The 16467-nt window shown below is 68.0% G+C and carries 19 protein-coding genes and 3 tRNA genes; 3 read left to right on the forward strand and 19 right to left on the reverse strand.

From position 1 onward, the window contains the following. Positions 1–147 precede the first annotated feature (147 nt). From rplA to E1211_RS05140, 19 genes are all read right to left on the reverse strand, one after another. Positions 148–864 carry a 50S ribosomal protein L1 gene (rplA, locus tag E1211_RS05050; protein WP_132345889.1) on the reverse strand — a complete coding sequence of 239 codons (717 nt, stop codon included), beginning with the start codon at positions 862–864 and terminating at the stop codon, positions 148–150. Positions 865–944: 80 nt separating this feature from the next. Further along, entirely contained in the window at positions 945–1376 is a 432-nt protein-coding gene (gene rplK / locus E1211_RS05055; protein WP_132345891.1) for a 50S ribosomal protein L11, read from the reverse strand. Positions 1377–1560: 184 nt separating this feature from the next. Further along, the gene (nusG, locus tag E1211_RS05060; RefSeq protein WP_132345893.1) at positions 1561–2283 is read right to left on the reverse strand and encodes a transcription termination/antitermination protein NusG; all 723 of its coding nucleotides are present in this window, start codon (positions 2281–2283) and stop codon (positions 1561–1563) included. A 38-nt stretch (positions 2284–2321) separates the two neighbouring features. Next, on the reverse strand, positions 2322–2714 hold the full coding sequence (gene secE, locus E1211_RS05065) for a preprotein translocase subunit SecE (RefSeq protein ID WP_076466683.1): 393 nt from the start codon (positions 2712–2714) through the stop codon (positions 2322–2324). Positions 2715–2924: 210 nt separating this feature from the next. After that, positions 2925–2997: transfer RNA gene (locus E1211_RS05070), tRNA-Trp, on the reverse strand. A gap of 152 nt (positions 2998–3149) precedes the next feature. Beyond that, the gene (locus E1211_RS05075; RefSeq protein ID WP_132345895.1) at positions 3150–3542 is read right to left on the reverse strand and encodes a MaoC family dehydratase; all 393 of its coding nucleotides are present in this window, start codon (positions 3540–3542) and stop codon (positions 3150–3152) included. Position 3543: 1 nt separating this feature from the next. Continuing rightward, entirely contained in the window at positions 3544–3990 is a 447-nt protein-coding gene (locus tag E1211_RS05080; protein ID WP_132345897.1) for a MaoC family dehydratase N-terminal domain-containing protein, read from the reverse strand. A 123-nt stretch (positions 3991–4113) separates the two neighbouring features. Continuing rightward, positions 4114–4281, reverse strand: a complete 168-nt coding sequence (gene rpmG / locus E1211_RS05085) for a 50S ribosomal protein L33 (protein ID WP_007073056.1) — start codon at positions 4279–4281, stop codon at positions 4114–4116. A gap of 132 nt (positions 4282–4413) precedes the next feature. Continuing rightward, a tRNA-Met gene (locus E1211_RS05090) sits at positions 4414–4486 on the reverse strand. Positions 4487–4508: 22 nt separating this feature from the next. Then, a tRNA-Thr gene (locus tag E1211_RS05095) sits at positions 4509–4581 on the reverse strand. A gap of 94 nt (positions 4582–4675) precedes the next feature. Continuing rightward, complete coding sequence (locus E1211_RS05100; RefSeq protein WP_132345899.1) at positions 4676–7204, reverse strand: bifunctional diguanylate cyclase/phosphodiesterase; 2529 nt, start codon at positions 7202–7204, stop codon at positions 4676–4678. Between the two features lie 30 nt (positions 7205–7234). Further along, positions 7235–7603 (reverse strand): hypothetical protein, encoded by a 369-nt coding sequence (locus tag E1211_RS05105; RefSeq protein ID WP_132345901.1) that lies wholly within the window; start codon positions 7601–7603, stop codon positions 7235–7237. A 696-nt stretch (positions 7604–8299) separates the two neighbouring features. Further along, positions 8300–8836: a hypothetical protein gene (locus E1211_RS05110; protein ID WP_132345903.1), complete on the reverse strand. Its 537-nt coding sequence runs from the start codon at positions 8834–8836 to the stop codon at positions 8300–8302. 59 nt (positions 8837–8895) lie between these two features. Further along, positions 8896–9240, reverse strand: coding sequence for a hypothetical protein (locus E1211_RS05115; protein ID WP_132345905.1), 345 nt, complete (start codon positions 9238–9240; stop codon positions 8896–8898). Positions 9241–9269: 29 nt separating this feature from the next. Beyond that, entirely contained in the window at positions 9270–9728 is a 459-nt protein-coding gene (locus E1211_RS05120; protein ID WP_132345907.1) for a hypothetical protein, read from the reverse strand. A gap of 56 nt (positions 9729–9784) precedes the next feature. Continuing rightward, positions 9785–10051 (reverse strand): hypothetical protein, encoded by a 267-nt coding sequence (locus E1211_RS05125; RefSeq protein WP_132345909.1) that lies wholly within the window; start codon positions 10049–10051, stop codon positions 9785–9787. A gap of 540 nt (positions 10052–10591) precedes the next feature. After that, positions 10592–11782 (reverse strand): ImmA/IrrE family metallo-endopeptidase, encoded by a 1191-nt coding sequence (locus E1211_RS05130; RefSeq protein ID WP_132345911.1) that lies wholly within the window; start codon positions 11780–11782, stop codon positions 10592–10594. A gap of 1037 nt (positions 11783–12819) precedes the next feature. Further along, the gene (locus E1211_RS05135; RefSeq protein WP_132345913.1) at positions 12820–13503 is read right to left on the reverse strand and encodes an HAD family hydrolase; all 684 of its coding nucleotides are present in this window, start codon (positions 13501–13503) and stop codon (positions 12820–12822) included. Continuing rightward, positions 13500–14366, reverse strand: a complete 867-nt coding sequence (locus E1211_RS05140; RefSeq protein WP_132345915.1) for a GntR family transcriptional regulator — start codon at positions 14364–14366, stop codon at positions 13500–13502. Before E1211_RS05140 ends, E1211_RS05135 begins: the two co-directional genes overlap by 4 nt. Positions 14367–14772: 406 nt before the next feature. On the opposite strand from E1211_RS05140, the gene E1211_RS05145 reads away from it, so the two are divergent. The 3 genes from E1211_RS05145 to E1211_RS05155 are packed head-to-tail and all read left to right on the forward strand — an operon-like array spanning position 14773 to position 16402. Next, the gene (locus E1211_RS05145; RefSeq protein ID WP_132345917.1) at positions 14773–15018 is read left to right on the forward strand and encodes a DUF6284 family protein; all 246 of its coding nucleotides are present in this window, start codon (positions 14773–14775) and stop codon (positions 15016–15018) included. Continuing rightward, a complete protein-coding gene (locus E1211_RS05150; RefSeq protein ID WP_132345919.1) occupies positions 15018–15392 on the forward strand; it encodes an RRQRL motif-containing zinc-binding protein in 375 nt (124 codons plus the stop codon). Before E1211_RS05145 ends, E1211_RS05150 begins: the two co-directional genes overlap by 1 nt. Beyond that, a complete protein-coding gene (locus E1211_RS05155) occupies positions 15389–16402 on the forward strand; it encodes a hypothetical protein (RefSeq protein WP_132345921.1) in 1014 nt (337 codons plus the stop codon). Before E1211_RS05150 ends, E1211_RS05155 begins: the two co-directional genes overlap by 4 nt. Positions 16403–16467: the final 65 nt, after the last annotated feature.

Below are 16467 nucleotides of genomic sequence, written 5' to 3' on the forward strand. Positions count from 1 at the left end.
GAGGTGTATAAGAGACAGGGACCCACGGCCCCCGCCGGTGGTACCGGAGCCAGACGTTCTCCAGTCGCATGTCGCCGAGCCTGCCACATCGGAGACGCGACGGGGCGCCGCCACAGCCGTGGCGGCGCCCCGTACGAGTCGGTGGACTCAGGCCTCGGCCGAGCCCTCCTGCAGGTTCTTCACCACATTCGGGTCGACCGGGACGCCCGGGCCCATGGTGGTGGTGAGGATGACCTTCTTGAGGTACTTGCCCTTCGCGGCGGACGGCTTGGCCCGCAGCACCTCGTCCAGCACCGCCGCGTAGTTGTCGACCAGCTGCGCCTCGCTGAAGGAGGCCTTGCCGATGATCAGGTGCAGGTTCGAGTGCTTGTCCACCCGGAAGGTGATCTTGCCGCCCTTGATGTCCTGCACCGCCTTGGTGACGTCCATCGTCACCGTGCCGGTCTTCGGGTTCGGCATGAGACCGCGCGGGCCCAGGATCCGCGCGATCCGGCCGATCTTGGCCATCTGGTCCGGAGTGGCGATGGCCGCGTCGAAGTCGAGCCAGCCCTCCTGGATCCGGGCGACCAGCTCGTCGGTACCCACCTCGTCGGCACCCGCGGCGGCGGCCTCTTCGGCCTTCGCGCCGGCGGCGAAGACGATCACGCGGGCGGTCTTACCGGTGCCGTGCGGCAGGTTGACCGTGCCGCGGACCATCTGGTCCGCCTTGCGGGGGTCGACGCCGAGGCGCATCGCGACCTCGACCGTGGCGTCGAACTTGACGTTGGTGGTCTCCTTGGCCAGCTTCACGGCCTCGGCGGGGGTGTAGAGCTTGGACCGGTCGATGACCTCGGCGGCCTTGCGGTAGCTCTTGCTGCGCTGCATGTTCTGGTTACTCCTGTGGTCTCTGGCGGGCCGCTTCCGCGCGCCCTCCCACGATCCGTACGGGTTGCTGCCGGCTCTGATCAGTCGCCGACGGTGATGCCCATGGAGCGGGCGGTACCGGCGATGATCCGCTCGGCGTGGTCGAGGTCGTTGGCGTTGAGGTCGGCCATCTTCCGCTCGGCGATTTCTCGCACCTGGGCGCGGGTGACCGAACCGACCTTCTGCGTGTGCGGGACGCCCGAGCCCTTCTGCACACCGGCGGCCTTGATCAGCAGCCGGGCGGCGGGCGGGGTCTTCAGCACGAAGGTGAAGGACCGGTCCTCGTACACGCTGATCTCGGCGGGGACGATGTCGCCCCGCTGCGACTCGGTCTGCGCGTTGTAGGACTTGCAGAACTCCATGATGTTCACGCCGTGCTGACCGAGCGCGGGGCCGACCGGCGGCGCCGGGGTGGCCTGGCCCGCCGGCAGCTGAAGCGTGAACGTCTTGACGAGCTTCTTCTTCGGAGGCATGTCTCTTCCTGGGGCTTGACTGGATTGGTGCTCATCCGACAACCACCCTGCGGGCGCGCACGGTCAGCGCGGCGCGAGGCAGCGACGTTCAAGGGTAGCGCAGGCCGGACCCCGCCCGTTCGCCGAGGTCGAGCGGGAACGGCGTCGCCGGCGGCGGGACGCTGCCCACCGCCGGCGACCGGACTCAGATCTTGGCGACCTGGTTGAAGTTCAGCTCGACAGGCGTCTCCCGGCCGAAGATCGACACCAGCACCTTGAGCTTCTGCTGGTCGGCGTTGATCTCGCTGATCGTCGCCGGCAGCGACGCGAAGGCGCCGTCGGTGACGGTCACGGAGTCACCGACCTCGAAGTCGAGGACCTTGATCTCGGGCTTCGCCTTCTTCTGCTCGGTCTCGACCGCCGGGGCCAGCCACTTGAGCACCTCGTCGAGGGAGAGCGGTGCCGGCCGGTCGGCCCGGTCGGTGGCCCCCACGAAGCCGGTCACCCCCGGCGTGTTGCGCACGCAGGAGTAGGACTCGGCGGTCAGCTCCATCCGGACCAGGATGTAGCCCGGGAAGACCTTCGCCTGGACCTGGGACCGCTTGCCGTTCTTGACCTCGACCTCTTCCCGGGTCGGCACCTCGACCTGGTAGATGAAGTCCTCCATGTCGAGGCTGGTGATCCGGGTCTCGAGGTTGGTCTTGACCTTGTTCTCGTAGCCGGCGTACGAGTGCACCACGTACCAGTCGCCCGGCGCGTAGCGCAGCTTCTGGCGCAGCTCGGCGACCGGGTCGAAGTCCTCGTCCGACGGGGCTTCGGTGGTCGGGATTTCCGGCTCGCTGGCGGCCTCGACCGACTCGTCGTTCGCCGCCGTCGCCACCGTGGACTGCTCGTCCGCGGGACCGGCGGTCTCGTCGTACTCAGGCACGCTCGCTCACTTCCGTCACTATCGGCTGGTACAGCCGGTCAGCTGGGGTTGCCGAAGACCCACAGCACGCCCTTGGCGAAGCCGTAGTCCAGGACACCCACGATCGTCAACATCACCGCGACGAAGGTGACAACGACGGCGGTGTAGGTCAGCAACTCCTTGCGGGTCGGCCAGATGACCTTACGCAGTTCGGCCACGACCTCGCGGAAGAACCGGGCGATGCGGCCGAACAGGCCCACGCGGTCGGTCTCCGTCCGGGTCTTCGGCCGGCTGTCGGCCGACTCAGCCTTCGCGCGGGACCGCGTCGCGGTGCCGCCGCGGGAGACCGGCTCGTCCGCGTCGGTGGCGTCGTCGCCGGCAACGTCGTCGACGGTCTCGTCGTTCAGACGATCGTCGCCGGCATCCTCGCCGCGCCGCTTGCTCTCGGCCACTTCGCCCTCCGCGGGATCTCGGGTTCGCACGCCGGGCGGCGTGCGCGGCGCTGGTCACGCCGGCCGGGCCCAACCGTCCCGCGACGGGCCGCGGCCGGCGGATCGACCGGTGGCCCGAGCCTCCGAACCACCCCGCCGATGCCACCACCACGGGCCGGACGCCGCCTTCTCACGGCGGCGCGACCCACGGGAACGGTCAGGCCTGAGGCGCAGGGGTGACAGGACTTGAACCTGCAGCCTGCGGTTTTGGAGACCGCTGCTCTGCCAATTGAGCTACACCCCTGTGCGGCAACGTTCACCCCACCCGACCCGTGACAGGTCGAGCAGGGGTCACTTGCCCCACGGCGGACCAGTGTACGGGTAGCCGGCCGACTTTCCCAACCGGTCCACCCACAGCGCGTCGACGCCCCAGGTCAGCGCCGTCCGGCCGGAGGGTCAACCGGCCGTACGGACGGTCGCCCGAGCCTGCGAGAGCACCTTCTCACCGTGGCAGGTGGCCGTGACGTCGAGCCGGGTCAGACCCTCCTCGGTGACCTCGCGTACCACCGCCGTCACCTCGATCTCGGTGCCCTCGTCGTCGTCGGGCACCACGACCGGCCGGGTGAACCGGACCCCGTAGTCGACCACGGCGTCCGGTGAGCCGGCCCACTCCGTCACCGCGCGGCCGACCAGGGCCATGGTGAACATGCCGTGCGCGATGACGCCCGGCAGCCCCACCTTGGTGGCGATCCGGTCGCTCCAGTGGATCGGGTTGAAGTCGCCCGAGGCGCCGGCGTAGCGGACCAGGTCCGCGCGGGTCACCCGGAACGTCCTGGCTGGCAGCTCCATCTCAGGCCTCCCCACGTACGACGAGCTTGGACCAGACCGCGACGACCGGCTCGCCGGCGACGGTGGTGATGTCGGTGCGGGTGGTGAGGAAACCGTGCCCGCCCCGGCTGGTGATGTCCTCGATGGTGCTGACGCAGACCAGCTCGTCTCCGGCCACCACCGGCCGGGTGTACGCGAATCGCTGGTCGCCGTGCACGACGCGGCTGTAGTCGACGCCCACCGCCGGGTCCTCGACGATCTGCTGGTTGGCGGCCATCGTCAGCACGAAGGGAAAGGTGGGCGGCGCCACCACGTCGGCGTGACCGAGCGTGCGGGCGGCCTCGGGGTCGTGATGGGCCGGATCGGTGGCGCCGATGGCCGTCGCGAACTCACGGATCTTCTCTCGGCCCACCTGGTAGGGGGCGGTCGGCGGGTACGTCCGGCCGACGTAGGACGGGTCCAGGGACATGCCGCGAACCTACACGTAAAGCACGATCGCCGACCTGAGCGGCCGGCGGCGGCGAATGCCGCGCCGAAACGGTCAGATCGGCGATCGGGTGGAGCTTCGAGGCCGGACGGGGCCGGCCGGAGGTCAGCGGGTCTCGCGGTGGACCGTGTGCCGACCATCCCGGGGGCAGAACTTCTTCAGCTCGATGCGGTCCGGGTCGTTACGACGGTTCTTGCGCGTGATGTAGTTGCGCTCCTTGCACTCCACACACGCCAAAGTGATCTTCGGCCGGACATCGGTCGCCTTCGCCACGGCGGAGTGCCTTCCTCGCTACGGGTTACAACTACGACGCATCAGCCTACGCGATGCTGACGCGGACATGCAAAGTGGGCGCCTGCGGCGCCCTTCTCACTGACCACCGGGAACGCGCCCGGAGGACGAGAGTAGCGGTGGCCGGACTTGAACCGGCGACACAGCGATTATGAGCCGCTTGCTCTGCCATCTGAGCTACACCGCCGCGGTGGGTCAAGCGACCCTAGAGCCCCCTTACGGAATCGAACCGTAGACCTTCTCCTTACCATGGAGACGCTCTGCCGACTGAGCTAAGGGGGCCTGCGCGATCTTCCCCGTGGGGCGCGCAGAGGTAAGACTACACGGCCCTGCCCTGCACCGGAAATCGGATCCCCCGGGGCGGAGTTTCTCCAGGTCAGGGCACGACACGCAGCCGAGGGAGCTCCCCGCTGGAGATCGTCTCCGGGTCGACCTGGGCGCCGAACCACGCCTCCAGACGCTCGTACGGCAGCGGACGGCTGAACAGGAAGCCCTGGCCGATCTCGCAGCCGATGTCCTGGAGCAGCTCCAACGTCAGCTCGCTCTCCACCCCCTCGGCCACCACCGCCAGCCCGAACTGCTGGGAGAGGGTGACCACCGCGTTGACGATGGCCAGGTCCCCCGGGTCGGTCGCCATGCCCTGCACGAAGGAGCGGTCGACCTTCACCTCGTGTATCGGCAGCCGGCGCAGATGCGCCAGGGAGGAGTCGCCCGTACCGAAGTCGTCCACCGACAGGCGTACGCCGAGATCGCGCAGCCGGCGCAGCGTGGGGATCGGCCGTTCCGTGCCGTCGAGCACCCCGGCTTCGGTGATCTCCAGGGTCAACCGCTGCGGGGGCACGCCGTACTCGCCGAGCAGCTCCCGGACCCGGTCCGGGAAGTGTTGGTCGGTGAGGGAACGCGGGGAGATGTTGACCGCCACGGAGAGCGGCTGGTCGGCCTGGGCCCAGTCTCGGCTGCGCCGCAGCCCCTCACGGAGCACGAGCTCGGTGAGGCGGCCGAGCTGGCCGGTGTGCTCGGCCACGGCGACGAAGTCCTCCGGGGCCACCGTGCCGTGGGCCGGATGGTCCCAGCGGGCCAGGCACTCGACGCCGACCAGGCGCCGGTCCCGGAGCGTGACCTTGGGCTGGAAGTAGACCTCCAGCTTCCCCTCGTCCAGGGCTCGCCGCAGGTCACCGGCGAGGCCCAGCCGACGCAGCGACCGGGACTCCAGCGCCGGGACGAACAGCTGGACGTTGCCCGGAACCGACTTCGCCGCGCTGGCGGCCAGGTCGACCCGTTGCAGCAGCGTCGCCGCGTCACCGCCGTGGTCCGGGTACACGGCGACCCCGACCGCGGTGTCCACGTCCAGGGTGAGCGTGTCGAAGACCATCTCGTCGCGGATCTGCTCCCGTAGTTGGGCGGCGAGCTCCATCGCCGCCTCGACGCTCTCCAGCCGCATGGTCACCAGGAACTCGTCACCGCCCGCCCGGCCGACCAGGGCCGACGACGGCGCCGACGCCCGGAGCCGGGCGGCGACCTCGGCGAGCACCTTGTCGCCGGCGGCGTGCCCCAGCGACTCGTTGACCTGGCGCAGCCCGTCGACGTCGAAGAGGAGCAGCGCGACCACCTCGTCGGGCGCCCCGATCTTGACCGATTCGGCCAGGGCGCCGATGATCCGCCGCCGGTTGGGCAGCTTGGTCAGCGCGTCGTGGTACGCGTCGTGCCGCAGCCGGTCGACGAGCCGGGAGTTCTCCAGCGCGACGGCGGCGTGCGCCGCCACGGTCTCGAAGATCGGGATGTCGGCCGCCGTGAAGTGCCCGACGTCGCTGAGCCGGTTGACCACCTCGAGAGTGCCGATCACCGCCTGACCCGAGCGCAGCGGGACGACGATGAGGTCCTTGATCCGGTGCTCACCCAGCTCGCGGCGGACGCTGGGGTCGTCACCGAGGGTTCGGCCCGCCGCCAGCGTCCGGCCCGACGTGCGGACCCGCTGCCGCAGCAGCGCCGGAGTCAACGCCACGTCGAGCAGGCCCCGGTCGTCGACCCGGGCGCTCAACATGACCTCGGGATGGCGCCCCTGGGCGGGGAGCCACAACGTGGCGTACTCCGCCTGCATCAGCGCCCGGATCCGGCCGAGCAGGACGTCGGCCAGGTTGCCCTCCTGGCCGTTCTCGGTCATGGCCCGGGTCAGCTCGTACATCCGGCCGAGCGTGCGGTGCTGGCGCAGGAACTGCGCGTACGAGCGGTAGAGCAGGACGACGGCGATCGCCAGGGCCGTGATCAGGATGACCGACCACGGGGTCCACGCGATCGCCATCAGGACGACCAGGCCGATGGCCACGTTGATCGCGGACGCCAGCTGCGGGGCCGGGGCGTTGCGCACCAACTCCCACCCGGCCTGCCAGCCGTGCAGGAGGCAGATGACCGCCACGATGGCCGCCAGCGAGACCAGGGCGTTCACGCTGACGACCGCGAAGAGGACTGCCCACGTCCGGGGACCGACGCCCACGACCGGAGAGAGCGCGACGTAGACGATCCCGGCCAGGGAGGCGGCGGCCGCCGTCCTGGCCAGGTTGAACCAGACCTTGGCCGCGCTCAGGCGCCGGCGGATCTGACCGATCAGCGCGGCCAGCACCGCGATCACGACCACCGTCAGCGGTGGCAGGTAGAAGAACGCCAGTACCAGCGGGATCTCGGTGACGATGATCTCGAGCGCCTGCCGGCGCACGACGAAGTGCAGCACCTGCGTGCTGGCCGCCACCATGATCACGAAGATGATCGCGGCGATCGCGAGGTTGCCGGGTGGCGGCGGCGCCACCACCGCCAGGAAGAGCGAACAGACGATGGCCAGTAGGGCCAGTGGAGCGGTGATCAGCCAGGCCTGGTCCGTCGACCTGCGGATGGGGGGCGAGCCGGCTGTCATACCGCTCCCTCGCGTGGAACGGGGTATGCCTTACCGCGCGACGGGGACGCTGGCGCCGAACGACGGCGCACCCCAGCTGTAGTCCCCGTTCGTGTGGAACTCACCGTTCTTGCCGGGCGTACCCCAGCTGTAGTCACCGTCGTTCGCCCCCGAAGGCGAGACGCCCCAGCTGTAGTCGCCGTCGTTCGTTCCGAAGGACGACGAACCCCAGCTGTAGTCACCGTCGTTCGCCCCCGAAGGCGAGACGCCCCAGCTGTAGTCACCGTCGTTCGTCCCGGAGCCCCAGCTGTAGTCCGTGAGGTGAAGTCCGTTACTGGCGCCAACGGCCGCGCCCGCGAACGCGACGGCAGCCACGAGCGCAAGGACGGCGCCAAGCCGGCGAGGCGTCCGACCAGACATGAGTTGCTCCTGTCAGCAAAGGGGGGAACTAGGGGTGCCCTGATGGTGCCACAGCCCGCGCGGCCCGCAAAGCGGACGGACGGCCGAGCCAACCGGATGGGCCGACAAGGTCAAGCTCTGATCCGACAGGGCCGCAGCCCGCGGGTGGGCCAGCGCCCGTGTGCCGCGCAGATGACGTGCCTTCCGTCCAAGGCCGCAAATTGCGTTCTTTCGGAGAGAACTCCCGGAAGACCGGCGAGCGACACGTCCGGGACGACTCGGACGAGCCCCGCACCTCGCGAGCGAGTCGGCCGTTCCGCTGCGTTCCGATGCCGACGAAGAGATAGCGGTGGCTGCACCCCCCGATCGCCAACCGTTCATCCACAGGTGACCGTCCGGCGTCACCGGCTCCACAATGCGCCACGGCGGCGCAAATTACCAGTACCCGTCGACTTGCCGTCCCAGGCGACCCTAGGTCGCCGCCGACAAGCCGGGCCCATCGATGCTGACTGATCGGATGGACTCGCGCCATACCCTTGTCGGACCACCCCGGCGATCAGTGTCGGCAACACCGTCGGGCAACGAGCGAAGGAACATTCCGGCGTCGGCGCTGCAGCCGGACGACGGCCGCGACGAATCCCGGCTCGGCCCACGGCTCGTACGCCTACCCGGTTGGTGGCGGGACGTCCCCGCCGACGGGCACCTGCAGTCGCCGGGTCAGGCCACCTGCGCGAGGATCGCCCTGTCCTCGTCGTTCACCAGCGCACGATCAATCATGAGCACGCGCAGCAGCGACACGTGCTCGGCAAAGGCGGACCGGCACTGCGCACGCTCCGGATGAGCGGTGTCACTGCCCAGGAGCCGGACGGCACGCTCGTCGTCCTCCTCGACAGGCTGGCAGAGGGCCGCGGCGACGACGACGATGTCGAGCAGCGACTTTCGCACCGGCACGGTCTGGTCGGCAGCGAGTCGGAGCAGGAATGGCAGGGCCGCCGGCAACGCCGCGTTGATGTGAAAGACGCCGTCCATCAGGACATTCGTGAGGACCCGCTCGGCGTCGGGCGCACTGGCCTCATCGAGAAGCCCGCGGAACACCGCCGGAAGCCCAGCCGGACATCCGGAGAAATCGGACCAGCGGATCTCCGCACAGCCCCGCAGCGCGGGATGATCACTTCGATCCGTCCGGGTATGAGGATGCCGGTCGAGGAATTCGCTGACCGCAGCCTCCTTCGCCGCGGCATCGATCCCGCACATTCCCGTACTCCTGCTCTCCCGCCGTCGCCCGACCGTACGGCACCTTTCCAGAGGCGCATTCAGGGGAGCAAGCGCATTCGCCCGGCGGGCAATGGGGAGGTAGCCGACGGCAAGCAGCAGCACCTCGTCGAGGCGGAGACGATCGATCTCGTCGTGCAACAGGCGAAGCCCGTCCGAACCCGCCAGGCCGCTCTCCTCGAAGTCGAGCCCCGCGCCGTGAAATGGTCGGCCAACTCCGCCTCGCTGCGTCCGGCGGGGTGCAGGAGGTCCAGGTACGCCTTGTGTCCCGCCGTGAGGAGCACGACCAGGTCGTACGCCTCCTCGACGGGCGCCCACTCGACGTCGAACTCCGACCGCTCCAGGTCGACGCCCCGCTCCTCCAGGTACGCCAGGAGATGCAGCATGCAGGCACGGGAACCGTTCCGCGAGGCGCTCAGCCGCGGGCGCGTCGAGGCCGGCCCAGTGGCCCGAAGCGAGAGCCGGCCCAGAGCCAGCACAACGACAGCACCAGCCCGCCGGCACCCATCGTCACGATCACACCCCTGGGCAGCTCGGTGTTGACCGGCTCGGGCAGGCAGCCGTTCGGCGTGTGGTCGACGGTCAGCCGTTGGTGCGGCGCCGGCAAGCGCCCGTCGACAAAGGACCGCCGGCCGATGCTGCAAAGGACCGGGCCGTCGGCGGTCTCGGCGCGTACCACCACATACGCCTCCTGGCCGGCACGCGCCGGCTCCTCCCCCACGACCACCGCCGGCACCAGCACGCCCATCGGCGGAGGCGGTCGGCGGTCATCCGTCACACCCATCACCGCGATCAGGCTGCACGGCAGCAGCAGGGCGAGCGGGAGCGAGGGAAAGACCTTGGGAAGCGTTCCGCCCGCACGGTACGGCGCCATGCCGGCGAGAATAACCAGCGAGATCAATCATCCCGACCGGCAACGCCCTGGCCCGCCTAAGGGACCTCGACGCCGACCTCCATGATCCGCAAGCGCACGCCGGCGACGTTCTGCTCCACCATCTGCTTCAACGCCCGCGCGTCACCCAACGAGTCCAGCATCACGAGAACGTGCATGACCTCCGGATCGGTGTCGTCCGCTCCCCACCAGCCACGGACGAAACCCGGACTCTGCCGGGTCACCTCCGCCATGTGCTCGAACTGAGCCGGCCGCTCCCCGGCATCCGTCGACAGGCCGCGCTGCTCTCCGATCACCACCCACATTCGGCCGACGCTACAGGGATCCATCTATTCCCACCGGCCGGTCGGGTGCAAGGCCCGCGCGGGCGAGCGTGTCGTCGAGGCGCGCCGCCTGTTCTCCGGCACCACCGCGAACGGCTGACGTATGCGTGGTCCGCCGAGGGCGTCTCCAAGCGCGTCAAGGCGGCAGGATCGAACGCCCACATTTCTGCCCAAGACCAGCCGTCAGCGGCGGGACTCAGCCGGACTCGACTAGCTCAACGACAACGGCCCCTGATCAGCATTTCTGCTGGTCAGGGGCCGTTGGTGCACCTGGTGGCGGGTAGAGGATTCGAACCTCTGTAGCTTTCGCGACGGATTTACAGAGCGCCCAGCCCAGCCTCCTGAGCTGGGCACACGCTCTTAGCCGAGCCGTTGACGACACGTGCGCGACACGCGCCGGCTCCTCGTGGTGGGAAGGACTGGGCAAGCCACTGCCCATCCCTCAACAGGAGGGCGTACGTGCATGCCAGGTTGTGATGCGGCACCGCCGCCAAGGCCGAACGACATGCCAAGCAGGGGCCATCAGACGTCCACCTGCCGAATCGATGCCCTCGCCTGCGGGATCCTGCCATGGACCTCATTCATGAGGCGTAACAAGTGGTCAGCAGCGTGCAGTACTCCCACTGGCTTCTGAGGCCCGGAGAAGGTCTGGCTCGCCCACCTGTTCAACGCCACTGCGGCGAACGTCGAGAGCTGCGAAAGGAAGGCCATGGGATGGTCACCCTGGTCACCCGTTGGCCGATCACTGCACAGCATCTCCGTCAATTTGTGGACCATGTTGAACCGTGTAGTGAATCCCGGATGCGTTGCGGCGCTATCAAGCTCCACCCAAGATTCAGTGACATGGGCGTGTGTCACTAGCGCAAGTGTCGACCCAGCCACAGCTCTGTACAGGTCAGAAAATTGAGGCGCCCCTTCCAGCGCTTGGGCAACAATCAGATAGGCCAGAATGTCGGCCTGGAGCTCCTCACGTTGCGATTGGTTGAACTGAGACATCGCGTAAAAGAGGCCAAGGCGCTCGATCACCTCGTCAACCGCGTCCTTGGCCTTTCGCTTGTCCCGCCTGGAGACGGTGTGTCCGAGAAGATGATGGGCCAACTCGTGTGCGATGACGAAGGACTCGGCGGCGTCGACCATGTCTTCATGCAGCGATTCCCGACCCTTCGCCCAACGAGCAGCGACGGGGTTAGCCACTACTAGCAGTCGCCGGTCCACCCAGCCAGACCGTGCGGTATCGAGCTGCTCCCAAGGTTCAGCGAATCGCTTGTCTAGCTCATGCACCATAGATTCGAGTCCAGGACGCTTCGCCGCAACATCCCCGACGAACGACTTGAGATTATGGAAGAACTCATCATAGGCGGCCGCATACGCACTCAGGGTGAAGGTGTACTGAATATTCATTTCAATGACGCCGGCTTGGCGCTCAGTCCAAGCCATAGCGTTCAAGTCGCCCTTAAGCACCCTACCTACGAAAAGGTTATTTGCCAGTGCTCGCCACTCATCCGGTACCGATCTAATCAAATGCTCGATCGTGATTGTCAACTGCGGACAGTTTGACCGCTCTGGCTTCCACTCCAATGCCCGCGCCATCACCTTCTCATCGACCGGAAGGGGGCGACCGGCGTAACGGAAAAAGAAGATCCAGAAGTTTAAGTCTGGCGGCATCTTATGTTCGTGAAAGAATTTACCCCGGGAGTTTTTAAGAGTGGCCACAAGGCGTCACTTTACCGACCATAGGGAATACCAGCCGAGCATCGACACGCGCCTGAGTCCGGCTAATCCAGGTATGTCTGTTTACTCTTTGGGTGCCCATAAGTCGCAGGCACGCGCGGCGCCTCTAGTCGCCAGCGCATCCCCCTTCACTTCACGGCCACCCGCCGCAAGATGCCCTTGGGGCACTGCCCGGCCCGCCTTCGTCGAAGAGCACCTGCAACAATGCGGCGTGGCCGGATTCGACTTCGAGTTCACGTACAAGGAAGCACAAGAGCCTATCGTTCGGGTATGTCAAGCTGCGGCGAGAGCGCGAGCACGAAGGCTCGGCATCTCATGGCGGTGGAGGACTCTCGATACCCGGCACATCCTCGTAACTGTCGACGGCAACTCTCGGCGTACCGACCTGCTCGGCTACCGGCTAGAGCGCGATCTCCCCCTGGTCGCCGAAGGCTGCGAGGCGACCGGGCTCTCGCCCTCTAAGCGAGCCCGGTTGGGGCGAGGCTTCGCTGATTTGATGCTGCGCGGGAGGGATGTCGATCAGGAGAGCCCGATGCCGCTTCGTGGAGTCACCGATACTCGGTACTACTATCCGCCGTATGAGTATGAGTGCCCCGAGACACCACGACTTCACTCGCGCCTATCAATAACGTCCGAACTGATAGTAGGATGGAACTTCGGGGAGGTTGCGGGCGAAGTTCTCTTGGAAGAATTACATACGGCATGTGAACTTGTCTTGGAGGAACTGGTCAACAGACGCTCCAAGAAACTTTCGTTCGCCCAACTCGTCACATCCGCCGACTCCGCAGGGCTTTTGCAGAGCTATTTTGATGAACGGCCGCCTACGATCCTCCTTACCGAATTGAAGGATCTGCGAAAGAACGTACGACACCGAGCTGCCGAGGGCGCAGACGTATGGCTGAAGGAATATTGGGAGGATGTCGCCATACTAATCGAACGTCTAGTATATCGGCTTAATCGCATGCAAACGTCGCCACCTAGGCCATCTAAGACCGCCCTGCCGCAGCGGAGACAGTAAATCAAGCCAGCAACGCAGTTGCTATTTCACCCATGCTCGCAACGACAGCATCGGCCGCAGCACTCCGAAATGTGTCCATCTTTCGGGGACGATTGGCATATCCAATAACGCGAATGCCAGCTGCCCGGGCTCCCTCGATGTCGGTTATAGCGTCACCAATTAGGACACAACGCGTCGGCTCGATGTCGAGGTGATGCACTGCTTCGAGGATGGGCCAAGGATTGGGCTTCATCTTGTCCGGATCAGCGTAGGCGCGCCCAACAACCGGCGAAATATAGCAGGCGAGCCGATGCGCTTCGAGGTAGGCGTATACAGCGCCGGCTGAGTTATTGCTGACTACTGCCACCGGCATCCCAGCCTGTCGAGCCGCAACAATCACCTCCCGACCATATGGCGTGGGTTCGGCGGTCTCGGCGGCCCTGCGCTCGGCGGCGCAGAGCGCGTCCTCCGTCGCGCGCGTTACGCCCTGGTCGCCGGCCGCCCCGGCGTGGCGCAGCACCTCAAGGGGATCCGGCTCGCTGGCGAGCTCCGCCGGCACGTCGACCCCGTGCCGCCGCAGCACGTCGACCAGCTTGGCGGCAATCTGCGGCGCCGGGTATCGGGCGAAGATGCTGCACACTGGCCCGTCGAAGTCGAGCAACACCGCGTCGACCTCGCCGAGCAGTGCGCGGAGGTCGGCGCTCATCCGTCGTACCGGTAGGCGATGGTCGACCACACCGAGTCGAACCACTGGCGGGATGCCTCCACGAACTGTGTGCCGTGTGAGGTGTCGTCGTCGGTCACCGCATAGTGGAACAGCGGCACGTCCTTGCCCATCAGGTCGTAGATCGCCATCGGCTCACCCTTGATGGAGACGGTCCGCTCTACGACCGGGTAGAAGCCGTAGAAGACCTCTTCGCCGTTGAGAATGTAGAGCTTGAACAGCGGGGACGCCCGGTGCATCCGGACCTCGACGGCGGTCGACCGGATCAGGCCGAGGTCGCCGAGCTCGGTGACCTGATCGATGACGCCGTCTGCCGCCCGGCGGGTGATCCGCTCTGCCCGTTCGCGTACGGCCGGATCGTCCGCCTGTGTCTCGGCGCGTGAGGGCAGCGCCATCGGCACGGTCATGTCGGAGATCAGCACTCGCACGGCGATCGTCTCTGGCGCGAGCCGGCCGACCCGCACCTTGTCGAGCGCTTCGGCGAGCGCGTCGCGCAGCGTCTCGCCGGAGAAGCCGGCGAAGTCGATGGTGACGTGGGGCCGCTCGAACGCGGCTTCGATGTGCGGGCGCAGCTCGACGGCCCGCTGCGTCTGCGCACGGACGAATGCGCCGCTGCCCTGCCGGGTCACGATTAGCCGCTCTGTTCGGAGCAGGTCTAGGGCTCGCTTGACGGTCTCGCGCGCGACGCCGTAGCGGGTGGCTAGCTCCGGCTGTGATGGCAGCTTGTCGCCGGGGGCGAGTCGGCGCGTGAGGATGGCCGCGCGCAGCTTGTTCGCGATCTGCTGCGACGCCTGTTTCGGGTCGTCGGGATCCAGCTGGCCGAGGAAGTCGAGGTTCTCGCTCACCCGCTCACGGTAGCGCTGACTAGCCAAGTTAGGAAAGCTCGCCGCGTCGTCTTGACCTGACTAGCCAAGCCGCCCTACGGTCATCTCGTCGCACCTGACTAGCCAGGCCCGACAAGCCGAGCGGAAGCCGGGGAAGGTGGCGCTTTGCGCTGCGCGCCCACGGGCCGGTCGTGTGGTCGTTCATTGAGAACTGAACAGCAGAAGCGCCGCGTAGATCCGTCTGCGGCATCCCCGCCTTGAGCCACAAGGTGGTCGACCCCGGCAGGTCCCGGGCGAGCGGGGCGAGCGGACCGGATTTGGCGCGCGGTTTGGGCTTCTGCCTCTTGATCCTGTTCGTCCCGGTGCGGCCGGTCTGGTCGCAGCCCGGGACTTCCCCCAATCACATCGACTCCCCCGGAGGTTTCCCGTGAGGAAGCGCCTTGCCCCGATCACCGCCGAACCGACCGCCGCCGACCTGGCCGCGATCGACGCGGAGTGGCCGCTGATCGCGGCCGAACTGGACGTACTGGACGCCGAGATCATGATGCTCTACGCCGAGGATCGCGGCGGCCCGACCGTGCTGGACTGGCGGCGGTTGCGCCGCGCCGAGGCCGGCGTCACCCGCGCCGCCGCCGAGCTGGCCGCCCGCACCAACCCGCGCCGCGCGGCCTGATGTCCCGCATCCGCGCCGCCTACTACGACCCCGACGGCGCGCGGTACGGCATCCCCACCTACTGGTGGAAGGGTGCCCCGCCCGGCTACGCCACCCGCCGTCAACTGACCGCCGCCGGCCTACGCCCCGGCGGACAACCGATCGCCGCGCAAATCCTCTGGCGCGGTGTCGGCGGTACCCGCGCCGCCTATCTGTACCGGGTCGACCTGGCCCGACCCAAGCGCACCGCCACCCCCGCACAGCTACACGCCGTCCGGGCCGCGCTGACGGCTCGCCGAACCTGCCGCGTCTGCGGCGTTGTCCGGCCTTACTACATCCCGCGCTCGCTCGGCGAGTGCCTTGACTGCGCATACCCGATGGAGGTTGCCGCATGACCGCGATGGAGTTCACCCGGCATGGTGCCCTGTTGGTGCCGACCGGGACCCTGCCCGCCCCGAACGAGCCGAGCGAGGATGACCGGCCGGCCACGGCCGATCCCGCGCCCGAGCCGGCCGCCCCGCCGCAGCAGCCGCCGGCCCGGTCGAGTCGAGCCGAGCAGCGGCGAGCACGCCGCGACGCCGACGCGCGGGCCGCCCGCGACGCGGTGCTGGCCGGGGAGACGAAGAAGGTGCAGCGGTGGGCCGCACGGGCGGCCGAGGCCCGCCACCTGCGCCGGCTGCTGCTCGACCCGGACGTGCAGGCCGTGCGGCTGATGCGCCAACGGGCGCGCTGGTCGGTCATGGCGTGGTCGGCGCTGGTGTTCGCGCTGCTGTTCACCATGGTCAACGTGCAGCGGTTCGCCGCCGGTCACGCCGAACCGTGGTCGCCCATGTGGGTCGTGGCGTGGCTGGTCGACCCCGCGTTCTCGATCCTGCTGGTCGGTCTGCTGATCGCCCGAGGGCACCTGTCGGCCGTCATGCGGCAGGTCACCGAACCGATCGTCAAGCGCGTCGAATACGGGCTGCTCGCCGCCACCACGGCGATGAACGTGGCCCCGGAGTTGGTGCACCGGTTCCCCGGCGGGCTGGCCGAACAGGTCGCCTCAATCGTGTTGCACCTGTTGGTGCCGCTGCTGGCGTTCGCCGCCGCGAGCGTGATCACGCTGATTCAGGACCACTTCGCCGCCGCGATCGCCGCCCTCACCACCCCGCCGGACGGCGACCGTCCGACCGGCATCAACCTGCACGAACACCCCGACACCGACCCCGCGATGGTCGAGCTTTCCGCCGACGACCGGAAGGTTCTGGACGCCGCGCGCCACGCCATCGCCACCGGGGACCTCGACCCCGACCCGAGCGGCTACGCCATCTACCGCCGCGTCATGGGCGGCCGGGGCGACAAGACCCGCGCCTACCGCATCGCCACCGCCGTCAACGGCTGGCGCCCCGCGCTGCACGCCGCCTGACTTCGCCCGGCGGCACGGCCCCTGGCTTCCCAACCTGCGCCGTGCCGCCGGTCCCCCTTCCGATC

It is taken from the genome of Micromonospora sp. 15K316 (genome assembly GCF_004348525.1).
Lineage (GTDB): Bacteria > Actinomycetota > Actinomycetes > Mycobacteriales > Micromonosporaceae > Micromonospora.